The organism is Bacteriovorax sp. BAL6_X, assembly GCF_000443995.1.
In the GTDB taxonomy this organism is placed as follows: domain Bacteria; phylum Bdellovibrionota; class Bacteriovoracia; order Bacteriovoracales; family Bacteriovoracaceae; genus Halobacteriovorax_A.
Map to the genome: position 1 here is coordinate 562775 of NZ_AUMC01000006.1, position 20121 is coordinate 582895.

General features: G+C 34.3%; 25 protein-coding genes. 23 read left to right on the forward strand and 2 right to left on the reverse strand.

What is annotated here, in order from left to right:
* The first annotated feature begins 36 nt into the window (after nucleotides 1–36).
* The 10 genes from M902_RS06915 to M902_RS06975 all read left to right on the forward strand — a co-directional run bounded on the left by M902_RS06915 (nucleotide 37) and on the right by M902_RS06975 (nucleotide 9310).
* Entirely contained in the window at nucleotides 37–969 is a 933-nt protein-coding gene (locus M902_RS06915) for a hypothetical protein (RefSeq protein ID WP_021266749.1), read from the forward strand.
* Nucleotides 970–980: 11 nt separating this feature from the next.
* The gene (locus M902_RS06920; RefSeq protein ID WP_021266792.1) at nucleotides 981–2321 is read left to right on the forward strand and encodes a cytochrome P450; all 1341 of its coding nucleotides are present in this window, start codon (nucleotides 981–983) and stop codon (nucleotides 2319–2321) included.
* Between the two features lie 25 nt (nucleotides 2322–2346).
* Nucleotides 2347–3927 (forward strand): VCBS repeat-containing protein, encoded by a 1581-nt coding sequence (locus M902_RS06925; RefSeq protein WP_021266588.1) that lies wholly within the window; start codon nucleotides 2347–2349, stop codon nucleotides 3925–3927.
* Nucleotides 3928–4083: 156 nt separating this feature from the next.
* Complete coding sequence (locus M902_RS06930) at nucleotides 4084–4659, forward strand: hypothetical protein (protein ID WP_156979741.1); 576 nt, start codon at nucleotides 4084–4086, stop codon at nucleotides 4657–4659.
* Between the two features lie 70 nt (nucleotides 4660–4729).
* Nucleotides 4730–5647, forward strand: coding sequence for a hypothetical protein (locus M902_RS06935; protein ID WP_021266995.1), 918 nt, complete (start codon nucleotides 4730–4732; stop codon nucleotides 5645–5647).
* 43 nt (nucleotides 5648–5690) lie between these two features.
* Nucleotides 5691–6047, forward strand: a complete 357-nt coding sequence (locus M902_RS16490; RefSeq protein WP_156979742.1) for a hypothetical protein — start codon at nucleotides 5691–5693, stop codon at nucleotides 6045–6047.
* A complete protein-coding gene (locus M902_RS06945) occupies nucleotides 6047–6559 on the forward strand; it encodes an RHS repeat domain-containing protein (RefSeq protein ID WP_255345296.1) in 513 nt (170 codons plus the stop codon). The genes M902_RS16490 and M902_RS06945 overlap by 1 nt, the downstream gene beginning before the upstream one ends.
* Nucleotides 6560–6970: 411 nt before the next feature.
* Complete coding sequence (locus M902_RS06955; RefSeq protein WP_255345297.1) at nucleotides 6971–7537, forward strand: RHS repeat-associated core domain-containing protein; 567 nt, start codon at nucleotides 6971–6973, stop codon at nucleotides 7535–7537.
* A gap of 347 nt (nucleotides 7538–7884) precedes the next feature.
* Nucleotides 7885–8322, forward strand: a complete 438-nt coding sequence (locus tag M902_RS06965; RefSeq protein ID WP_021267114.1) for an RHS repeat-associated core domain-containing protein — start codon at nucleotides 7885–7887, stop codon at nucleotides 8320–8322.
* 448 nt (nucleotides 8323–8770) lie between these two features.
* The gene (locus M902_RS06975; protein WP_021267050.1) at nucleotides 8771–9310 is read left to right on the forward strand and encodes an RHS repeat domain-containing protein; all 540 of its coding nucleotides are present in this window, start codon (nucleotides 8771–8773) and stop codon (nucleotides 9308–9310) included.
* A gap of 269 nt (nucleotides 9311–9579) precedes the next feature.
* Here M902_RS06975 and M902_RS06985 read toward each other — a convergent pair whose 3' ends face one another.
* A complete protein-coding gene (locus M902_RS06985; RefSeq protein ID WP_021266643.1) occupies nucleotides 9580–9885 on the reverse strand; it encodes a type II toxin-antitoxin system RelE/ParE family toxin in 306 nt (101 codons plus the stop codon).
* Nucleotides 9869–10156 (reverse strand): type II toxin-antitoxin system Phd/YefM family antitoxin, encoded by a 288-nt coding sequence (locus M902_RS06990; RefSeq protein ID WP_021266570.1) that lies wholly within the window; start codon nucleotides 10154–10156, stop codon nucleotides 9869–9871. Before M902_RS06990 ends, M902_RS06985 begins: the two co-directional genes overlap by 17 nt.
* Before the next feature lie 112 nt (nucleotides 10157–10268).
* Here M902_RS06990 and M902_RS06995 point away from each other — a divergent pair, with 112 nt between their 5' ends.
* The 13 genes from M902_RS06995 (at nucleotide 10269) to M902_RS07065 (ending at nucleotide 19773) form a co-directional block, all read left to right on the forward strand.
* Nucleotides 10269–10799 carry an RHS repeat domain-containing protein gene (locus M902_RS06995; RefSeq protein WP_084710475.1) on the forward strand — a complete coding sequence of 177 codons (531 nt, stop codon included), beginning with the start codon at nucleotides 10269–10271 and terminating at the stop codon, nucleotides 10797–10799.
* Between the two features lie 351 nt (nucleotides 10800–11150).
* Entirely contained in the window at nucleotides 11151–11708 is a 558-nt protein-coding gene (locus tag M902_RS07005) for an RHS repeat-associated core domain-containing protein (protein ID WP_255345295.1), read from the forward strand.
* 233 nt (nucleotides 11709–11941) lie between these two features.
* Complete coding sequence (locus M902_RS07015) at nucleotides 11942–12460, forward strand: RHS repeat-associated core domain-containing protein (RefSeq protein WP_084710477.1); 519 nt, start codon at nucleotides 11942–11944, stop codon at nucleotides 12458–12460.
* 176 nt (nucleotides 12461–12636) lie between these two features.
* The gene (locus tag M902_RS07020) at nucleotides 12637–13149 is read left to right on the forward strand and encodes an RHS repeat domain-containing protein (RefSeq protein WP_021266638.1); all 513 of its coding nucleotides are present in this window, start codon (nucleotides 12637–12639) and stop codon (nucleotides 13147–13149) included.
* A 16-nt stretch (nucleotides 13150–13165) separates the two neighbouring features.
* On the forward strand, nucleotides 13166–13855 hold the full coding sequence (locus M902_RS07025) for a hypothetical protein (protein WP_040314265.1): 690 nt from the start codon (nucleotides 13166–13168) through the stop codon (nucleotides 13853–13855).
* Entirely contained in the window at nucleotides 13836–14513 is a 678-nt protein-coding gene (locus tag M902_RS07030) for an RHS repeat-associated core domain-containing protein (protein WP_198011874.1), read from the forward strand. The genes M902_RS07025 and M902_RS07030 overlap by 20 nt, the downstream gene beginning before the upstream one ends.
* A gap of 343 nt (nucleotides 14514–14856) precedes the next feature.
* Nucleotides 14857–15381: an RHS repeat-associated core domain-containing protein gene (locus M902_RS07040; protein ID WP_021267020.1), complete on the forward strand. Its 525-nt coding sequence runs from the start codon at nucleotides 14857–14859 to the stop codon at nucleotides 15379–15381.
* Nucleotides 15365–16132 carry a hypothetical protein gene (locus tag M902_RS07045; RefSeq protein WP_040314269.1) on the forward strand — a complete coding sequence of 256 codons (768 nt, stop codon included), beginning with the start codon at nucleotides 15365–15367 and terminating at the stop codon, nucleotides 16130–16132. Before M902_RS07040 ends, M902_RS07045 begins: the two co-directional genes overlap by 17 nt.
* Entirely contained in the window at nucleotides 16129–16236 is a 108-nt protein-coding gene (locus M902_RS16830) for an RHS repeat-associated core domain-containing protein (protein WP_156979744.1), read from the forward strand. Before M902_RS07045 ends, M902_RS16830 begins: the two co-directional genes overlap by 4 nt.
* A gap of 283 nt (nucleotides 16237–16519) precedes the next feature.
* Nucleotides 16520–17119 carry a hypothetical protein gene (locus M902_RS07050; protein ID WP_021266835.1) on the forward strand — a complete coding sequence of 200 codons (600 nt, stop codon included), beginning with the start codon at nucleotides 16520–16522 and terminating at the stop codon, nucleotides 17117–17119.
* A 184-nt stretch (nucleotides 17120–17303) separates the two neighbouring features.
* Entirely contained in the window at nucleotides 17304–17915 is a 612-nt protein-coding gene (locus M902_RS07055) for a hypothetical protein (RefSeq protein ID WP_021266916.1), read from the forward strand.
* Nucleotides 17915–18898 carry a tyrosine-type recombinase/integrase gene (locus M902_RS07060; RefSeq protein ID WP_021266988.1) on the forward strand — a complete coding sequence of 328 codons (984 nt, stop codon included), beginning with the start codon at nucleotides 17915–17917 and terminating at the stop codon, nucleotides 18896–18898. The genes M902_RS07055 and M902_RS07060 overlap by 1 nt, the downstream gene beginning before the upstream one ends.
* On the forward strand, nucleotides 18898–19773 hold the full coding sequence (locus M902_RS07065) for a hypothetical protein (RefSeq protein ID WP_021267094.1): 876 nt from the start codon (nucleotides 18898–18900) through the stop codon (nucleotides 19771–19773). The genes M902_RS07060 and M902_RS07065 overlap by 1 nt, the downstream gene beginning before the upstream one ends.
* Nucleotides 19774–20121: the final 348 nt, after the last annotated feature.

Sequence of the window (20121 nt, forward strand, 5' to 3'; positions counted from 1 at the left end):
TGGCCTTTAAGTATACGATTCTGAAAGGGTAATACTATGAAAAAGACTATTTCTATTATCGCACTTCTTATGCTCCACTGGACAAGTACGGCAGCGATCTCTATCGCAGACCAGGCCATGGATAGTGTTGAGTATCAGGAGATTCGTATACATGAATATGGTGAACGCGCAGACTTAAGTCTACGTGCACAGGGTGAGTCTAAAGTTGAAGGAAAACTCTTTGCTGAGACGAAGGCAAAATTTTCAGCAACAAAGAAGGCCAAGGCCAACGCTACATATAGTATCAAGAGAATTTGTGAAAATAATGAGAGGATCGATTTCAGCAATACTGACTGTTATATCGCAGGTGATATGGCCTATTGCTCAGTGGATGCTGATGTTGAATGTATCGGATTGAATAAGAAGGAAATCATCATTCAAAAAGTTAAAGCCGATCTAATTGCACCATCACAGGCATGTGTAGATTACCTTAAGGAAGAATATAATATCGATGATAAAGTTGTTGAATACTGTAATAAGATTACAACTGAAATTCAATTTACTTGTATGACATATGCTACAAGCTACTCTTCCTTCAAAGTTGCAAGTATCGCAGCTTGCTCCGCCTATGTTTCAAATTCTGATAAAGAGTCTCAAATTGGTTTATCTGTTCTACGAAATTATGTTGGTAAAGGTGAACTTGATATGAAGTACCCTGCTCCAAATTTGTCGACAGTCCTCTTGACGGCAGCAATTAACACAAAAGAAGAAAAAAATTGTGTTGAGAACTATTTGAAAACCGGAACTATTAAATTAGATGATCTAGAAAAAGCATGTATTCAGGATGAACCTATTGAATTAGATGCTAGAGAGTATGAAGTATTTGGTTTCGTGATTTCTCCACGAACTGTTGAATATGGACTTAAAAAACCTGTAAGTGATACGGCCCGTGGAATTTTAGATCGTCTTGGCGATATTTTAGGTCTTTAGAAGAAGGTTATATGAGCACGATACCAAGCTTAAAAACATTACCAATTATCGGCAGTATTGGAGAGTTAAACTTCAAAGATTGTCTTTTTAAACAACTTAATGAAAAAAGTAATGAACTTGGTGATTCATATCGTTTTAAAATTTTTAACAAAGATATTGTGGTTATTGGAAATTATGACCTCTATAAAGATGTAATTGTTAAGAAAAGAAATACATTCTTAAAAGGAAGCACACTTAACGAGATAAAACATATTAATAAAGGCAGGGCCTCAATACTTGATGCTGACGGTAAACAATGGCAAGACTTAAGAGGGGAGTTAGTCCACTTTTTCACGCCCAAAGTACTTGAGAACCTCTATTCAATTACAAATCGTAGGCTTGAAAAAGATCTTCCTCTATTTGGTGAAAATTCTCTTGTTGATAATGTCGAAGTTCTTATGGGAAAAATCGCATTAGCAATTACAAGTGAATTCTTTATCGAACACGATTTTAAGATTCAAAAGGAAGAAGTCACTAACTCTAAAGCTGACTGTGACAGTTTTTATTACTTTCAAAAATTTTTAATTGCCGAACTTACTAAACGTATGAATTATGGTCCAATGTGGAAGTACCTTCCTACATTGAGTAATCTTCGATTTTCTAAATTTATCAAAGAAGGTAAGCAATTTGTTCGTCAAAAAGTTGAAAGAGGGACAACTAGCTATACCCTCATTACTCACTTAAAGAATCAAGGCCTAGATACTGAAGCAATTATTGGACAAATTTATGGACTGGTTGGAGCATCATTTGAATCAACAGCTGTTTCTCTTACGTGGGCGCTGTATTTTCTTGCTCAAAATGAAGAACTTCAAAATGAATTATATAAAGAATTAAGTTTATTAGATCTTACGAATTCTAATTCTATAATAAAGAACCAGCTACTAGAAAATTATGTTGCAGAAACTTTACGTCTAAGGCCGGCCTTCCCTATTTTATTTAGAGAAGCCGCAGAAGATAAAGAGTTATCAGATGGTGATATAAGTTTCAAAGTAAAGAAAGGAACCGTTGTTTTTTCTCTTCTTGGAAAAATTCTTAATAACCAACAGGTTTGGGGAGACGATCACAACAAATTTAATCCACAGAGATTTAATAGTTTATCTAATGAACAAAGGAAAGCTTACATACCGTATTCGACAGGAACTCGCACTTGTCTCGGACGTGAGATGGCCAGCATCGAGGTAAAGCTCATACTAGCACATATTTTAAGAAGTTATCACATAAAGGCGGCCTGTGACTTAAGTAAAGTGAAACCAAAACAGAAGTTTGTCTTTAGTAGTGACCGCGAAATTTCTTTAGAATTTATCCGTCGTTAAATTTATTTTATGTTAAGATTAAGAAGTGAAATACTTCTTAATTACCTTACTATTTATCAATTTATTTGCGGCCCAAAGTCTGAGTCGAAAAGAAATTGATATCAATAATGATGGCAAAGTTGATCGAATTGAAATTCGTCGTAATAAGGAAGTTGTTGAAGTCCAAGAAGACCGAAATGGTGATGGTAAATTTGAATTTATCACGAAGTTCAAATTAAAAGGTATCTTCAAGCAAACTCTTCAAGATATCAACGGTGATGGAAAAATCGATCGTAAGGTTAGCTATCGAAAGCTAAATGAAACACAATTTCAAGCAACAATCGAAGTTGATAAGGACTTTGATGGAATTTTTGAAATCAAATATAAAGATACACAAAGCTTAATTCAAAAACAAGAATGTCACTTACCTCAAGCAAAGTCTGTTATAGGAGAACTGTCTTCTCTTGTTAATAAAGTGAGCGCAAGTTTTGATGACGGTTTCCTCCCTACTGACTTTGGTTATCGAATTGAAAATGCTTGTCTTTCAAAATGGGGACAGGACTTTCCAAGCTTCTTAAAAAGCTCAATTGATGATGGCATTGCTTGCTTAAAGAAATTAGGTAAGGACCTAAAGAACCCTGTCGGTTCAACTCGTATAGCTTATGAACTTGAAGAACTACTAAAGAATAATGAAGTCACTATTATGTGCACCGACAAATCCGATGACCCTGTTTATTGGCAGGGCACTCTAGCCTATGCTTCGGTCTCAGAAGAAACGCAAGCGACTTTCGGTGGCAAAGTAAAACATCCTTATATGGCGATTAATCCAAATCAGCCATCTTCCTTAGAGTTTACTCCAGAAGGGGATGCAGAAAGAAAAGAGCTTAGAAAAACACTCTTTCATGAACAGCTCCACAATCTTGGCTATTCCCATGGCCAAGGATTCGAGTTTTCGTATGCTTGTGAAGACTGTTGCTTGTCATATAAGGGAGATGAGGAGAATGCAAGAGTGGATTCCGCTTGCCGTGTTTGTCAGGGAAATTATATTAATGAAAACGATATTCGCTATGTAAGGGACTTTTTAGATTATTCAAAACAGGCCTATTTAACAAGAAATGGAATAAGAGCAACAATCAATTATATTAAAGAAAACCCTGGGAGCTTAGAGGCCCAAGCTTTATTAGCAAGTTCGCAAGGTGAGTATTTTAATCCAATCGGTCTACACTTATCGACTCTTATCATTTCTGATTGGGGTAAAAGTACGTATGATAATGAAATGGCAAAGGATCTAATAGATAAAATTGAAGCAGATAGTTCTGCTGATTACGTGGCCTACCCTTCAGGCCGTGTTGTTGCATCGATATTTCATGAAGCGTATATCAAACAAGATTCTCAACAAACGCTAAAACTTTTAAAGGACAATATTGAATCAATTAAAATAAATCTTAATAAAAGAATGATTGATACTGATACGTACAATGACTATTACGCTTCGGGTGTAAAAGATTCCTTAAGTATTATTATTGATGATTTATACTTAAATGATCACTTAGGCCTTGGGACTAAACATACTATAGAGCTTCAAGAAATACGTGATTCTCTAAATAGTGATGACGATTATTATTAATGTCATATAATAAAATATTAATTTCCTTCTCTGCTTTATTCATTATTATTGTTTCTGTGGCCATTTAAATTAAATACAGACAACCTTATGGGTTAAATATTCTTAAAAGAATTCTTTAACAGTTGTCTATATTCTTTCATGCCCGATAAGCTTCTTATGATTAAGTATCTCTCTCTCCTTATATTTATGATTTCCTTTATCTTGGCATCGGCCTTCTCATGCTCTAGCAAAGAGAAAGTCACAGAAACACAAAGAATGCCCAGTTCCAAAGAACTCACTGACTTTGAAAGACTAGATCAAAATTGGCTTGATAGGGGAATTGAGGCCCGAGATAACCTTGGGATGATTGAGAATCGATTTGAGCAACAAGATATGTGTATCAAGGACTTTGAAAGGGCATTCTACTACTTTACCATTCCGGAACATGCATATGTGTTAAAGGCAAAGCAGGCCACTGGTATGGTCTACACATTTAATATTTTACATGGGAGTGAACTTAGAGATGATCCAACTTTTTTAAAAATGACGATGGTAAATTTTTACTATGATACAAAAGGTTCTTTAATAAAAGTTGATGTGCCTATCCTTGCTAGAGGGTGGAGAATGCAGATGTCATCAAATACTCCTAATGGATTTATGATCGATAACTCTAAGTGTTACTATTTTATTAATATAAACGACCCTTTTGAATCAGGAGTACTGTCAATAAAGAGTGATGGAAAGGATATTTGATAATATACGTAGTTATTAAATTAAGAATTCTTTAATATAGAGTTTGACTGAGATGGGCTAGCCTCTTTGAATGAAATCTCAACTCTTAATATTTCTTATTAGTTTTAATTCTTTCGCACTCGAGGTCGATAGTTTCACGTATCGTGATGAGGCCATACAAAAAGAAGATGCTTTGGCGCAAGTTAACAAGTACGTAAATAATAAGATAAGCTCTGCGGTAGCTGAAGCTAATCATGCCGATAAGATATTTGGCCAGAGGTGTAGTTACTATACCATTCGTCGAAAGGTTAAAAAGAAGTTTGTTGCTAGTTTAAAGGGGATCTTTGTAACTGCTCCAATTCAGCGCTATATCGATAAAGGAAAATTAGGCAACGAATATTTAGTGAAAACTAAAAAGAAAGAGTCAATATATCGCTATATTCCACTTATCTATAAACCCATTCTAAACCTAACGCCTTACTCTCCATTATTTAAGGTAAACGACGTCCTTATTGGGAGCGATAAGTTTAGCCACATGTTTAACTTAGGTTATCTATACTTTCGAAAAATGGAACATGGACTTAGTACAAAAGAGATCCTTCGTTATGGAAAGAATTCTGAAAGGGTCATGTGGGGAGGTTTCTTTAATGGCATTGTTTCAAATGGTGACCTAATTGCCAATTTTCAAGGTTTGCGTTTTTATCAGCATCTTTTTGGTAAAGGAATCGATCCGTTAACAAATGAAGATTTAGATGATGATGGTGTTATCAAGTGTATTGATGGCAAGTTTCAAGTTGTCGGTGAAATTGACATGGCCGAATTTATTGATGATGGAATGGATGAAGGCATAAATTGTAATAGCTACACATCAGATTTCATGCGAAAAAATATCCAGAAGGCAATGGATAAGATTCCTATGTCGTGTCCTGTTGTCGTAGGCCAGTGCGAGGCCCTTGGAGTCAAGTACTCACGTCTTTCAAAATATCTTCTATATAGCGACTGTCGTTAGTCTTATCTTGATAATCTACTCATAGATTCATTCTATAACTATTGTGACATTAGTTGAAATAAATCCTCTTAGTGAGCTTTCTGAGAATGATGTAGGGATCCATCTTTTGATAGGTCCAAGAGTAGTCGGAAAAACATATTTAATTCCATGGACAAGGAGTTCATATAAGGCGGAGTTGTTTATTCTTTTTTTGTCACTTGCTAAATCTCTCATGCTGAAGTTTCTAGCCTCGTTTAACTTGATTTTAATTGCTATTACAACATCTTGTGGCTTTAGATTGCTCATAATTAGTATTGCTCCACGCTGTTTGCTGTTTGCAAATAGCGAACAGCGTGTGCATGTTATTGAAATGATTTTAATCTTTGCAAATAAAATATATGTAATTTATAATAAAAAATGATGACTTTAAAAAATGAACAAATACATTCTAGCAATCGCACGAGGAATTACAACCCTGGCGCAGGCCGGTTTATGAGTGAAGATCCGATCTTGTTCAACAAGGCTGAGTATAACACTTATCGATACACGTATAACAATCCAGTCGTCTACAGTGACCCTAGTGGAGAAGGACCACTGTCAGCTCTTGTCTGTTCGGCTGCTAGTGTTGCATCTACTTTTACTGTTACTAGAGATATTGAGAAGGCTAGAGAGACAATAAACAATAGGATAGATAAAACTATCCATGCTTATACTAAAGAGATTGAGAAATATAGATATAATGCTACACAATCTGAAAAATATCAGTGTCCACCAGAGGATCGTAAAGAGAAGATTGAAAAGTTAGAGTTGGTGATAAAGCGTTTAAAAAAAATGAAAATAGATTCGAATAAAAAACTACAACAAATTGAGGATAAGCATTTTAAAAGCTCAAGTCACTTTCTTGGAATCTGTACATTATCAGGACTGTTATAGATATGAAAACTAATGTTAGTTTATTAAGGCTTCAATTAGTTCTTATTTTCTTATTCCTTATTTTTGTGTTTGTACTTGGAGGTTGCTGGGAGAATTCTTGTACTCATTATTTCAATGGGGTTAGTTTTCTTGAGTTTGGATCTTTAGTAATTGTGAACATACTCATTTGTGTATATTTTAAATGGTTTTATGTTTTAATTGCTGATGATAATAATTTATATCTAAACAAAGCAAAGCGAATAGATATATCTTTTATAACAAATGTAAATATCATTAAGATATTGTTTTTAAGAGTTTTAGTCATAAAGCTAGGTGATGGAAGTGTGATACACTTTCCTATATGGCTATATTCAAAGGATCAGGATTTTTTTAAGTATCTTGAAAATATCACTATTGGTTTCAATAAAAAAAATGAACGTACTTAATATACTGACACATTCAAGCAATCGCACGAGGAATTACAACCCTGGCGCAGGCCGGTTTATGAGTGAGGATCCGATTGGTCTCAATAGTAGAGATAGTAACTTATATAGATATGTGTTCAATAATTCTTTACAATACATTGACCCTTTAGGTTTAGATACTACAGGAGTTGGATTTATGATGTCTGCTGGCCTGTTTGGCCTTGGAGGATCACTCGATATACAAAAAATACATGATGATGAAGGAAATACTAAAACTGTATTAACTCTGTGTGCTGGAGGAGTAACAGAAGCTCTTGGTGTTTTTGCTGGTGCAATTCAATCTTCTGGTGATGCTGATACTGTGTATGACTTAGAAGGCACATCAGGTGCGTTTGGAGTTGGAGCGAGTGTTCCTGGTCTCCCCGTGAGCCCTGAAGTGGGGGGCGGTGTTAGTTTTGGCAAGGATAAATGTGGCAGACAAACAACAACAGGCTTTTCGTTCGAAGGAGCAACCGTTGGAATATCTCCTGTTGATATGTTCGCTTCTGCTTGTACAAGTATTATTTTAGACTAGGTTGATTTATGAGATATGAAATCTGGTTTATAATATTTGTGTTTGTATACATAGCATTTGTTTTTTTGTTCACTGTTTTTGGGTTAGGGATTAAGTTAAAGAAATCAAATAGAAGGATCCCTAGAGGGTATGGCTCTCCTCAGCTTGTTAGTGCAATAGACGCTATAATAAATAAAGGAAGCTATGCTCGTAAAGAGGCCGAAGAGTTGCGCATTAGTATACGTCTGTACACTGTTTTATGGGTTGCAATACCATTTCTAGTTTTGACAAGTGTTAGCTTGATGTACTTTTACTTACGTAATGTGTAAAATATTTTTTAGATCAATACTGTAAACATAGGAAATAATTTGATCAATAATCTAAATTATTCAAGTTCTCGCACGAGGAATTACAATCCTGGCCTTGGCCGGTTCATGAGTGAAGATCCGATCGGGTTAAGTAGTCTCGACACAAATCTATATCGTTATACTAAAAACCGTCCTATTGACTTTAATGACCCTGACGGTGAATTTCTAGGAAAGGCAGCTAAATATCTTCTGGAAAAACTTCTAGACTCCTTAAAGAAAAAAATAGTTAAAAAGCCTCTTGATGAAGCAAAGGACTTAATTTTCAACGAAGGTGAGGTTGTAACACATGAACAAGAATTAGAACAACTTAAGAAAAAGTTAGAGGATGCAAAAAGAAAGGAGCGTGAAGCACGAAAAGGATGTGGTGTTATTAGGTCATGTGAACCAAAAAGAACAGATACCGAAGATGAAATCCGAAAATGTGAGGTTAGAAAATGATCTCAGTATTACCAAAACAATGTTTGGATGATGTTAAAGAAAATAGGATTAATGAGAAACAAGTCTTTATTGTTTTCTTTTCATATATGCTTCTGTCTGTTTTGTCTTATCTACCAGGATTTTATGACGAAGTAATAGGTCGTGACTCTGTTTCAGTGATTCAGACCTATATTTCATTCTGTATTACTTTTTTTAAATTACTATTGTGCTTCTTTATATATAAGAGAAGATATCAAGATGGGTTTCTGAATTCTTACGTTTTATTGTCAATGTGTTCGTATATTACACTGCTACCGGTTTTAATTATAATTTACGGTATAGGTTGGTTTTTTAAAGAGTTCTATATATTGTCTTTTAATATCGATTTTATAACTCCAGTTTTGACTGAATTTCTAATCGCTACTTTTACAGTGTACTTGTTTAGTAAATCTATCCAAAGGAAAAATGAATGATTTCAATTGGCTTATTAAATAAGTTTCACAACAGGAATTACAATCCTGGCGCAGGTAGGTTTATGAGTGAAGATCCGATCCATTTTTGGGGTGGGGATTCAAATTTATACAGATATACTTATAACAGACCTCTTTTGTTTATTGATAGCTTTGGCCTAAGTGCAAATGATGTAAAACGTATGGCTAAACTTTTTAAAAAAGCAGTTAAAGAATTGGATAACAAGGGTTTAAGAAGAAAAGGTACTGGTTATTTAAATGGTATTTTAAATAATATTGGTTCTACTTTACAATGTGGTTATATAGGATGTGGAGCACAGGCAGAATATGTCGCAGACATAATGGTTACTGATGCTCTAGAGAATGCATTTGATGACAACTGGACATTTGAGGTTGTAAATGTGACACCATTTCATCAGAGACTTGAAATAAAGTCTTCTAATCCTGATGATCCAGAAATAATTGCTGACCCATGGAAAAATGAATTTGATGAGAGGTATAAACCTAAGACTTGCGACCCTAACAGGAAAAAAAGATGAGTCGCACTAAACTTCTTATTGATGTATTTATAGATATTTTTTTACTTTTATTTATAGCAACTATTCTACCAAATCTACTTGGTCCAAAAGAACAATATGAGTTGAATCAAATCATATTGTTTGGTGGACGGTTTTTAATGTTATTATGTTTGTTTGATTTAGCTAGAATAATATATAGATACTTCAAGTTGAAGAAATAGTTAGTGAGTTAAGCTTGATAAATCTAAGTACACAGTTACATTCAGGAATATGCACGAGGAATTACAAATCTACTCTTCGTTTTTATCTGGAAAAGTTTGAGGCTTTGATCCTCTGATATTTATGTGAATAACGTAGATGTTTTTATTGTCTTCATATGGTGTGTAGAACACTTTATTACCCTTGAAGACTAAATATCTAAAATAGGGATTAGGCTCGTAAGGACGACCAATCTCTTTGCTTATTTTTAACTGGCTCTCTATATATGAAATCAACTCGTCAGTGATTTTATCAGCAAGCTCATTAGTGAAATTATTTTCAATAGACTCTGAAAGGTTGATTAAGTCGGCGAGGGCCCTGTCAGACCATACTATCATTATCTCTCTCTTTTCTTCTATTCGCTAAGGTTTCTCTAACTTGATCCGTGCTGTAAGATCTATTATTTCTAACGTCAGATAATCCAATGCTAAGTTTTTTTAAAGTTTCATTTTCTTCGATTACTCTATTTAATTCACTTTGCGAAATAAGAACAACTGGTTCACCTTGTTTATGAGTTACGACTTGCATATCACCATCACTCGCTTCTTTAAGAGAGTTGTACAAATCATTCCTTAATTCTGATGCTGATTTTATTTTTGGAATTGCCATGGTAAAGCTCCTTTTAGGGATCGTACCATATACCGTACGCTTTGTCGAGTTCGGTGTGTAATTTATTGAATTTACAATATTGTAAAACAAGGTTTTAGTGTATAATTTATTTATGTCAATAGAGAACAAGTCAATATATCTATGCACTCGTACAAGGAATTACAACCCTGGCGGAGGACGGTTTATGAGTGAGGATCCGATCGGTTTTTCTGGCAAGGATATTAATTTATACCGATATGTTTCAAACAACCCTTTGGTGTTTAAAGATCCTTTAGGTTTTGCAAGGTTTGGAAAATGCAAATTATCTAATAGAGATGATATGATGACTGGACCTGTTCAGGATTATTTAAATCTTGAAATAGCACATGAAGAATTATTTTTTGACGACTCTAAAGGTGGCAGTGTTGGATACTATAATACTGGTATACATGAAGGAGACGAAGATCGTAGTCAATATAAAATGAATAGTAAGTTTTATTATGACAATATGATGAGAAGAGCTGTTAAAAATGTGAAGATGACAGGTGAATTTATTAAAGAGAATTATGGTGCTTTCTCTAATAACTGTCAGGATTTTGCTGATGCGTTACGAAAGGAGTATGAAAAGTTAATGAGTAATCCTGGAGCATCTTGTGGTTACTAATATGAACGGTGTCTTTAAGGCATTCACATTGATCATATTATACTTCTTGTTTTATGCTGGTAGCTATGTTGGATTATCGAAAATTTTTAAAGTAAAGTGGCGTACTTCGGGAGTTACTTTTTTGATGATTCCTTTTATCGTTCAGTTGTTTATGTTTGTTACAAATATAAATTCACCAGACTTAAATAACTTGTCTGAAATATATTATTTATTAATCTGTATGGCCTTGATGGTTCTTTTGTACGTGTATATTGCATATACAAAAATATCAATAATTTTTGAGATAATTCCATCAGTCTTGATATCATTGGCTTTTGTTTTTATAAGACTTTATCATGGGCAAATATAAAGGTGATCTACTTGATTGAACAAATATATTCAAGTATTCGCAACAGGAATTACAATCCTGGTGCGGGAAGGTTTGTGAGTGAGGATCCGGTTGGGATTGTAAGCGGTGATTCTAACCTTTATAGATATGTGCGAAATAACGTCTTTGGATTTGTTGATCCATATGGCCTAACTCAAAGAGATATTGATCTTGCATTTAAACATGTATTTAAGAAGTACCCTAATGCAAAAAATGTTAAATACAGAGTTGCAAATATTGGTGAGATTGACAGCAATACAGCGGGGTATTTTGATATTGATAATAATGAAGTAATACTAAGCCGTGATTACTTAAGAACTCTTAATTCAAAAGAAGCCGTGGACTTACTTGATACTGCATTCCATGAAGTCTTACATTCTCAAAATACTTGGAAGATTATAGGTGACTATTTTACTCCTGGCGATGGCAAAGATGATTTTTTTCATAGGCAAATTTATGATCAAGCTATCTTAGATACGGCTGATGCTATAAATGACTTTTTATATGATAGAAAACCAAAACAATGCCCTAGAAGAAGATAGTGGATGTGTATATGAAGTTGTCTTTAGGTATAATAACTTTTATTATCGGAGTTTACTTAAGTTTTGTAGGTTCATATAAAATTTATCGTTTAGGATTTTCTAGATGCTTTGATGATGTATGTATGAAAATGGGATGGATATATCTTATGTTCTGGGGACCTGTTATTTTAATAATTACTGGAGTTGTTATCTTGTTTAAATCATACAGAAGTAAGGGTGTTAATTAGGTGAGAATGTATCACGATCAATTACATTTAAATAGTTGCAACAAGAATTACAATCCTAGTATCGGTCGGTTTATGAGTGAAGATCCGATTGGGTTCAGCAGTGGAGACACTTCATTCTATAGATACACTGGAAATAATCCATTAAACTTTGTAGATACCTATGGTTTGAGTGATAACGATGTAAAGAAGATCTTTAAAAGATTTAAAGAGCTCGTAGATAAGATGAATAAGGAAGGCTTAAGGCACGAAAACCCTTATTATAATAACATAATGAAGTTCTTGTATGATTATTCAGGAAATAATTATGGAGATAATTACTTAGCGTGTGGCGGCCAGGAGAGCTATGTTTCAAATGATTTACAATCTCAGGAGTATGAAGACTTATGGGTGTTTTTAAACGAAAATAAAACATTTCCTACTGTACATCAATACGGTAGGGCAAGGTCAAGTAACCCTAAAGATCCCGATATCATTTATGATCCATGGAATAATGAAATTTACACTACACCAAGAGGTTCGAAGTGAGGTACTCTGTCATTGTTCCGTTATTCGCAATCGCTTCAGGTGTATTGTTTGCAAAGAGAGCAAGGGTTGATTTTCCGGTTTATATAATACAGGTTTTTTTGTCTAGTGCTTTTGGTGGATTACTATGCTTTATCACCAACAAGATTAAGAAGAGTTAAGTAGACATAGGTATTAGTATGTTAGATAGAGATGACCAACTACAATTGAGTTTTCGCAACAGGAATTACAATCCTAGCGCAGGCCGGTTTATGAGTGAAGATCTGATAGGTGTTTTTGGTGGATACAATGTATATTTATACGCAGGGAATAATCCGCAATTCTATATTGATCCGTTAGGATTAAATCAAACTGTACAAAGACAGAGCGGTTTTCAGAAATCTATTGCCAAAGCTGTTAACACACTTGTTAAAAAGCTGGGCCTTGAATTTTTCAAAGATAAACCTCCTATGAAGGATGAAGAAGGAAATGTTATAATGTCTTCGGCTCAAGTCAGAAGATATTATCCAGAATACTTGTATGATGTTGATGAGACTACTGACTACATAATTAGAAAGAGAAAAGAGGATGAAGACCAACCAGTCAGATCAGACGATGAGCAAGACTTGTTGAAGGATATTCTTCTTCCGCCTCCAGCTAATCCTGTTAATAAATGTCCTCAGAAGGACAGGGGGAGACCTCCTTTGGCTTAGGAGGTTAGTTTTGCGTATGATTAGTTATTTAATTTTGTTCTGTTTATTTATGATTTTTGGTTTTTTAAACACCTTTATTGATTTTGTTATGAATAGTCATTACGGAGAAGGATGGGGAGTGCTAATTACATTCTTAGTAACTCCCTTAGTATATGTATTTGAAGATATTGTCATATATTTGTTCTTTAAAAAGTTGATAGGTCATAAAGATTATTTTGATAGTATTCGAAAAACCAAAACAGTTATTGCATATATTAAACTCTCTTTTGTATATCTTTTTGTGAATGTCTCATATGTTTTTTTAGCCTTGGCACTCTTTGGGCAGGATAGCTTTAATCGCAAGGGAAATATTTTATTTGAGTTAGTGTTTAATGAAAACTTTGTCTTAAGTCGATCCGAAGTGCTCTTTGCATTTCTTTCAGTTCTTTTAGCTGTGGCAACTCTTGTTTATAGGTACTTACTTGCAAATCATTTGAGATCAATTAATAATGAATCGAGATTACAATTATATTATAGTAAAGTTTTATATGTATTATTATATTTTGCTGTTTTATATCCTGTAGGTGCGTTGGTTGATTATTTTGACATTAATATAGCTAATATAACAGATGGTACAACTAGTGTATTAGGACATATTTTTACATTTTGTATGACGTTTTTTAGTTTTTATCTATTTGAAAAATTATTTGATAAAGATAGAGCGTAAGAGTAACGGGGCTAATAACCCCTATATCAGAGAGATCATTTATGAATTATTAAACAGATATTTAAGCTTTCACAACAGGAATTACAATCCTGGCGCGGGCCGGTTTATAAGTGAAGATCCGATCGGATATCAAAGTGGTCAACTTAATAATTTTATGTATGTTGGAAACACCCCACTTGCTTCTATTGATCCTTTTGGTTTATTTAGTATGGAGTGCTTAATAAAGAGAGGCTGGAATAACTTCAGAACTACAACTAATACGATTGGATTAAGTTGGTCTTCACTAGGGCAAGACCTAATAGGTTTACCATTTGGTGCAGGATTAATAGGTGATCTGATAGAGAATGGAGAGCTAACTAATTTTCAAGGAGGTTCTATCTCTTCTGGGTTTGCTTCGATGGGAACATTAAAGAAAAGTAAGAAAAGTTTTTCGAAAATCTTTAGCGTTGCTCTTAAGAGGGGTGGACGAGTAGGAATAAGTAACCTTGCACGACAAGCTGCCTTAAAGACTGCTGTAGCAGCAAATGCTATGTCTGTAATTGCTGGTTATGGAAGCTTTACAGTTGGTGTCGCTTTAGGTTCTTTTGGTGAGGCGGTTGCTCATGAATTATTTGGCTTTGGTTATGATGATTCAAGCGACTGTAAAGATTGTAAGTAATGAAAAGATCATTGGTAAAAAGTTCTCATCAGTCTTGGAAGATATATCTAGCAAGAGTACTGCTAATTTTTAGTTGTTTTCCTGCTTTATTTGTTAATGAAATTAATAAGTACGCAGGTGATAATACTTTAATACTAGGTATAATGTTAATTAGCCCTGTATTGAGTTTTGGTGGTTTTATTTTATTCGAGTTTGTATTGACTAGATGCCCTGGTTGTAAGAAGAGGATATTGTTTAAAAGAGCTCGTAGCATGAGTCCTCCGGAGTATTTCTTTACTACTTTCTCATTTAGTAATTGTGATTTATGTGGCTATGAAACTAAAAAAAGGTAACCTTATTTAGAATGACCAAATATAAAATTAAGCAATATTATAATTTTCGCAACAGGTATTACAACCCTGGCGCTGGCCGGTTTATGAGTGAAGATCCGATAGGACTGGGCGGTGATGATACCAATTTTTATCGTTATGTATTTAACAGTTCCTTATTGAAGATTGACCCCTATGGTAAGTCTTTGACGTCATTTATTACAAGTGGTGCTAAGAATGTTGCTAATGCAGCTAATCGCTTAGGTGGGGTGATTGGTGCTATTAGTTCAGCAACTGGGGCGAATCTTGCCCGGGGACTTTCAGTTGGAACTGCTGTTGTCGGATCTGGAATTACTAGAGTTATAGGAAGTGCTACTTATTACTCAAGTACTGTTATAGAAAAGGTTTCATATGAAGCAGCTTATCAGGTAAGATTGTATGGCTATTGTGGTGCTTACAAAGTTTTAAGTAAAACAAAAATTAATACTAGATATTTTATTCATAGGTTCAATAAGCTTATAGACGAAGCTGTAGAGGCAAGAGATGATGGACTTTTTTAAATGCCCAAGTTGCAGGGAAAGAAAGTCATTTAAAAATCTTCTTGAGCTAACTACAATGCTTCGCTTTGAATGTGCAAATTGTAAGTTAAGTTTGATTTACTTACCATTTTCATTCAGATCTGTAATTATTTTTAGTTGCTCTATTGTTTTTTATGAAGTTACACTTTACTTGTTTAATTCTCATTTTATACCAAGTGCTGTTTTTTTATCCTTGATTGTTTTGGGCTTATTAAAGGGCTTTATTCGTTACATAGGCCCTGGCCGATTATTGTTTAAACATTATACAAAAATTTATATCTGGATAACGTTTTGTATCGTAATTGCGATAGCTCTTCCTCATCTGCTCAGTTATTATAATATAACTCAAGATTTAGATAAAAATATTATCTCCGCATCGTCTTTGCTTTTGACTGTTTTGGCAGTGTTGTATTATTTTGAAAAACATTCAGATTTTAAAAAGTATATCTACAATGATAGTGCTAATGAAATGGTAATATTAAATAAAAAAGTAACGAGAGAAGTAACTACAATAGACAAGAAAACACTCTATGACTATGCTTCGTGCATACTATATTTCTTAGTTGTGACTTGTATTATCTTCTTTTTAATTACCGTTAAGACTTTACCTCTATTAATGGCAGGAGTTTGCCTTTTTCTTATTTATATTATTTCAGCACGAACCAGTTTTTTCTTAAAATTTAAGAAAGAAGAAGAGAGATTGGAACGAAGTAAAATTGGTTATGAACAGTGAATTGTTTTGTCTATCTATCTCACAACAGGTATTACAATCCTGGCCTTGGACGCTTTGTGAGTGAAGATCCGATTGGATTTGCTGGTGGTGATACTAATATATAGATATACTTATATTTCTCCTGTTAGAAACTGTTTAGATTTTTATGAGGAAAATAATGTATTACAGAAAGCTACATTGACAGTATTGCTACATTGTTTGGCAGTTTTTTAATATATTGAATATTTAAAAAACTTACTCGAAATTTATGTTGTTCTGAGAAAAAAGGCTCAAGTGGTGAAAAATAGTAAAGAGATTTTATATTGAGTTTCGATATAGCTAATTACCAACTTTCGAAATTTTGATCTGACACTCTTTGCATTAATAATCTAAGTGCAAGGAGATTCTATGAAAGAGATTAATAAGAAGGCCCAGCTTGTTGGGGCCATTAGTGGCCTAATCAGTTTTTTTACATTTCGCTTTGTTGGAATAACGCCTTTTATTCCACTAACTCTTATCTTTCTAAGTTTTTTAATAATAATACTAATCGATAACAAGACACAAAAAATCGAAAGTGAAAAAGTAGATTTTAACCCAATAACTTTTTGGCGTTTTATGAGCGCTTCAATATTGATCGGCCATGCCTTATGGGCCGCAATTGCATTCATTATGCTTGTAGGTCGTGGAATGAGTCTGTTTGAGCCTGAGTTTGTTATGGGTAGTTTCATGGTTATTTCATACTTTGTCTTAAGTGGATTCATTATAAAAAATAGAAGACCTCGTATTTCATGTGCACTCTCAATTATTTGTGCATTGATCTTTATGGCACTCAATCTCACATCATTAGCAGAACTACGTTATCAAGCTTTTGCATCGATTATTTATTTACATTCTATTATTAGAATTATTTATGTTATTTCAGCTATCAGGCTCATGTGGCTATTAGATGTCGATCACCGAAAGAAACAATACGAGAAAAATTCAGATGATAGTTTTTATGTAGCTTAAAATTTCTTAACGTGACATTTTTTGCGTGGAAAAACATGACATGTTTTAGAGTGATATGTAACATGTAATATATATAGGCATAATTGGAGTTATGCCTATATATGGATTTTGTAAAATCGACGTGGGGAAAAATTGAATTATTACCCATGTGAATGATAAAATAGAATGTAACCAAGGAGCGGTTATGAAAGAGCTTAGATCCCTTTCTGGTAGAACTAAAGCGCATACGCCTTCATTAGTTGAAGGCCCCAAATATGATGAATATGACATGCTAATCTTATCTCAAGGTAGTATGCAGAGCGAATTTGCACATAAACATGAAAATGAAAAAGTCATTCATAAGACCCTTATGATAAAGAATAAATATATTTCATGGGCCTATGACCTTGTCGCTTCAAAAGTAACAAGAAAGAGGCCAGGCCTTGGAACTATCCTTAAGACATTAGTTGAGCAATACGATAAGGAACTTGTAAGGAAGAAGAGGCTCCTCACTAAGCTTAGAAATCTGTTTGATCTCATCATTGATGACACTGAACTTCTAATATCAAATAAGAAACATGGCCGCCATAGTCAGGCCGGACACTACCAAGCTCGCGTTCTAAAAGGACGCCATATTTTTAAACGCCTACACTTTGAATTCATGTTTGATGAAGATGATCTCTTAGAAGCATTTTCGAAAAAGGAATTGGCACAAATTAATACTTGGGTCATATCTCCTAAGGAAAATCTGATAGAAGCACTCGAGTCATGGTCTAAGAGCTACAAGCACACCGTAGATGAAGGATCATTTCAGTAATGGTTGAGATAAGCTACGCTAGATCAAGGGCCATAAGGCCTGCTCGTGCCCAGTCAAAAATTAATGATACCTTTGAGGACTTCTTAACTAAGTCTAATTCAGCTCACACTAGAGATGCCTACAGACGCGACCTAAAGAAGTTTCTAACGTTTCTAAAGGGGTTTGAAAGCTTTGGGGGCCTCTCTGATGTATCTCAGCGCCATATTTCGGCCTACCGTGACTATCTTCTAAAGAAAGAAGAACTAAAAGATGCAACTGTCGCAAGGCATCTGTCTTCTATAAAGCGCTTTTTTGATTTCTTGGTAGAAAAAGAACTTCGCTATAAGAATCCAGCTACAGGTGTCTTTCGTCCTAAAGTCGTTATGGAAGTTAAGACAAATGACCTTAGTGCTAGTGAGGTCATGGATCTTTTTGAAAGTGTTACACAAACCAATCGTGACGGCAGTGACAACCTAAGCGGCGTCCTTCACTATACTGTGTTAAAAGTTATGTTTTATACCTTACTTAGAAAGTCGGAATTGATTGCACTAAAAGTAGGGGACTTTGCTAGTGACAATATTGGAAACTATCTTCATGTAAGAAGTAAGGGGGGAAAGAAGCAGAAGGTTTATATTTCCGATGAAACCTTCGGTGATATCAAACACTATATGGATGTCTTTAGCTCTCGTCGTGAATTTCATGAAAATGAACCTCTGTTTACTTCTGGCCGTAAGTCTAGTGAGCTTAAGCCTCTTAATCGTAATACTATTGACCAGATCTTTCAAAAATATGCCAAGCTTGCGGGGATCAAACATAAGATTTCGCCGCACTCATCACGTGCGACAGGCATTGGTAATCTCTATGAGAACGGAGCAAGCCTTGAGGATCAGGCCACGTATGCCAGGCACTCAGACCCACGTATGACCTTTCTTTATAATAAGCGTAGGAAGGAAAAGATTAATGAAATTGCAAATATTGTGAATTACTTAGAAAAGGATAGTTGATGAGATTGGTTTTAATTGCACTACTTCTACTGTGTGTATCTTGCTCTCTACCGCCAAAGAGAGGGGGCAGTGAAGAAGAGATTAGTTATAATAGAGTTTTAGATTTAAAAAAGTCACAACGATTAAATATTTCTACAGCCTTTGCTCAAATATACAAAATAGAAAATCCTGATAGCGCTCGCCTAGAAGAAATTGATTATCTTATATGTGAAAATCAGCAAAGCACCAGAAAAATATATTATCAAAATAATTACCTATGCTGGTCGGAACTTTCAAGGAAATATCCTAATTATAGGACCTCAGATGTAAAAAGGCACTTAGATGAAAATAGAGGAAAAAGAAATCCTAAGAAAAGAATTGGTTTATATGAATTTTCATTTGGACAATCCTTTCTAAGAAGTAGTTCATACAAAGCTATAAGTATCAGTGATAAAACCCAGCATTATTCTCTTTTCTACACTTCACATGAAAATTCTAAATACTCTCATGCCTTATTGATTGGGCTATCTTTTTTAAAAACTAAAAAATTAAAAATTAATCAAGAATACGACTTACAACAGAATGTACTATCATATGGGTATTCATTTAGAGCGCAATTTTTAGAATCTAAACTGAATGCGAATGTTGAAATTTCACCGACATTAGTATCAAACTTTATATCTAAGGAGGAGTCCGATAAATCTACAACAAAAGTAGGTGGGCTAATCAAAGTTTCTGTCGATTATTTATTATATAAAGCAGATTACTCTATCTTTAATCCGTATTACTATTTAACCTTTGGGGTTTCACACTACCAAAACCCAGGTTTTGATCTCGATGGTGTTGGCTTTAAAGGCGGAGGTGATACAAATTGGTTTATTGGTATTAAGCTCTGACTTTAGCGCTGCTTGAAGAAATGTGACTTTAGGTAAGCGACATCTTCCTCAGTTAAAACTGTATTTCTCTTATATCCTTTACAAAGTGATCTACTGTCATTTAGGTCCTTTAATACATCGAGGAGAGTGTGTATCCAGAAATGGGATATACTTAGAATATTGGCAGCTTTTTCCGCTTTAGTTTTTATCGGGGCCTAGCCTCTCTAGTTACATTACTTAAAGACAATAAGGTATTCCAGATATTTAGCTTGGTAACTTTAAAGCAAGCTAAAGTACTCTTTCTGATAATATGAATTGATACACTAGAACTCCAAATGAGGTTAAGATTAAATTATTGTTTTCTTAAGG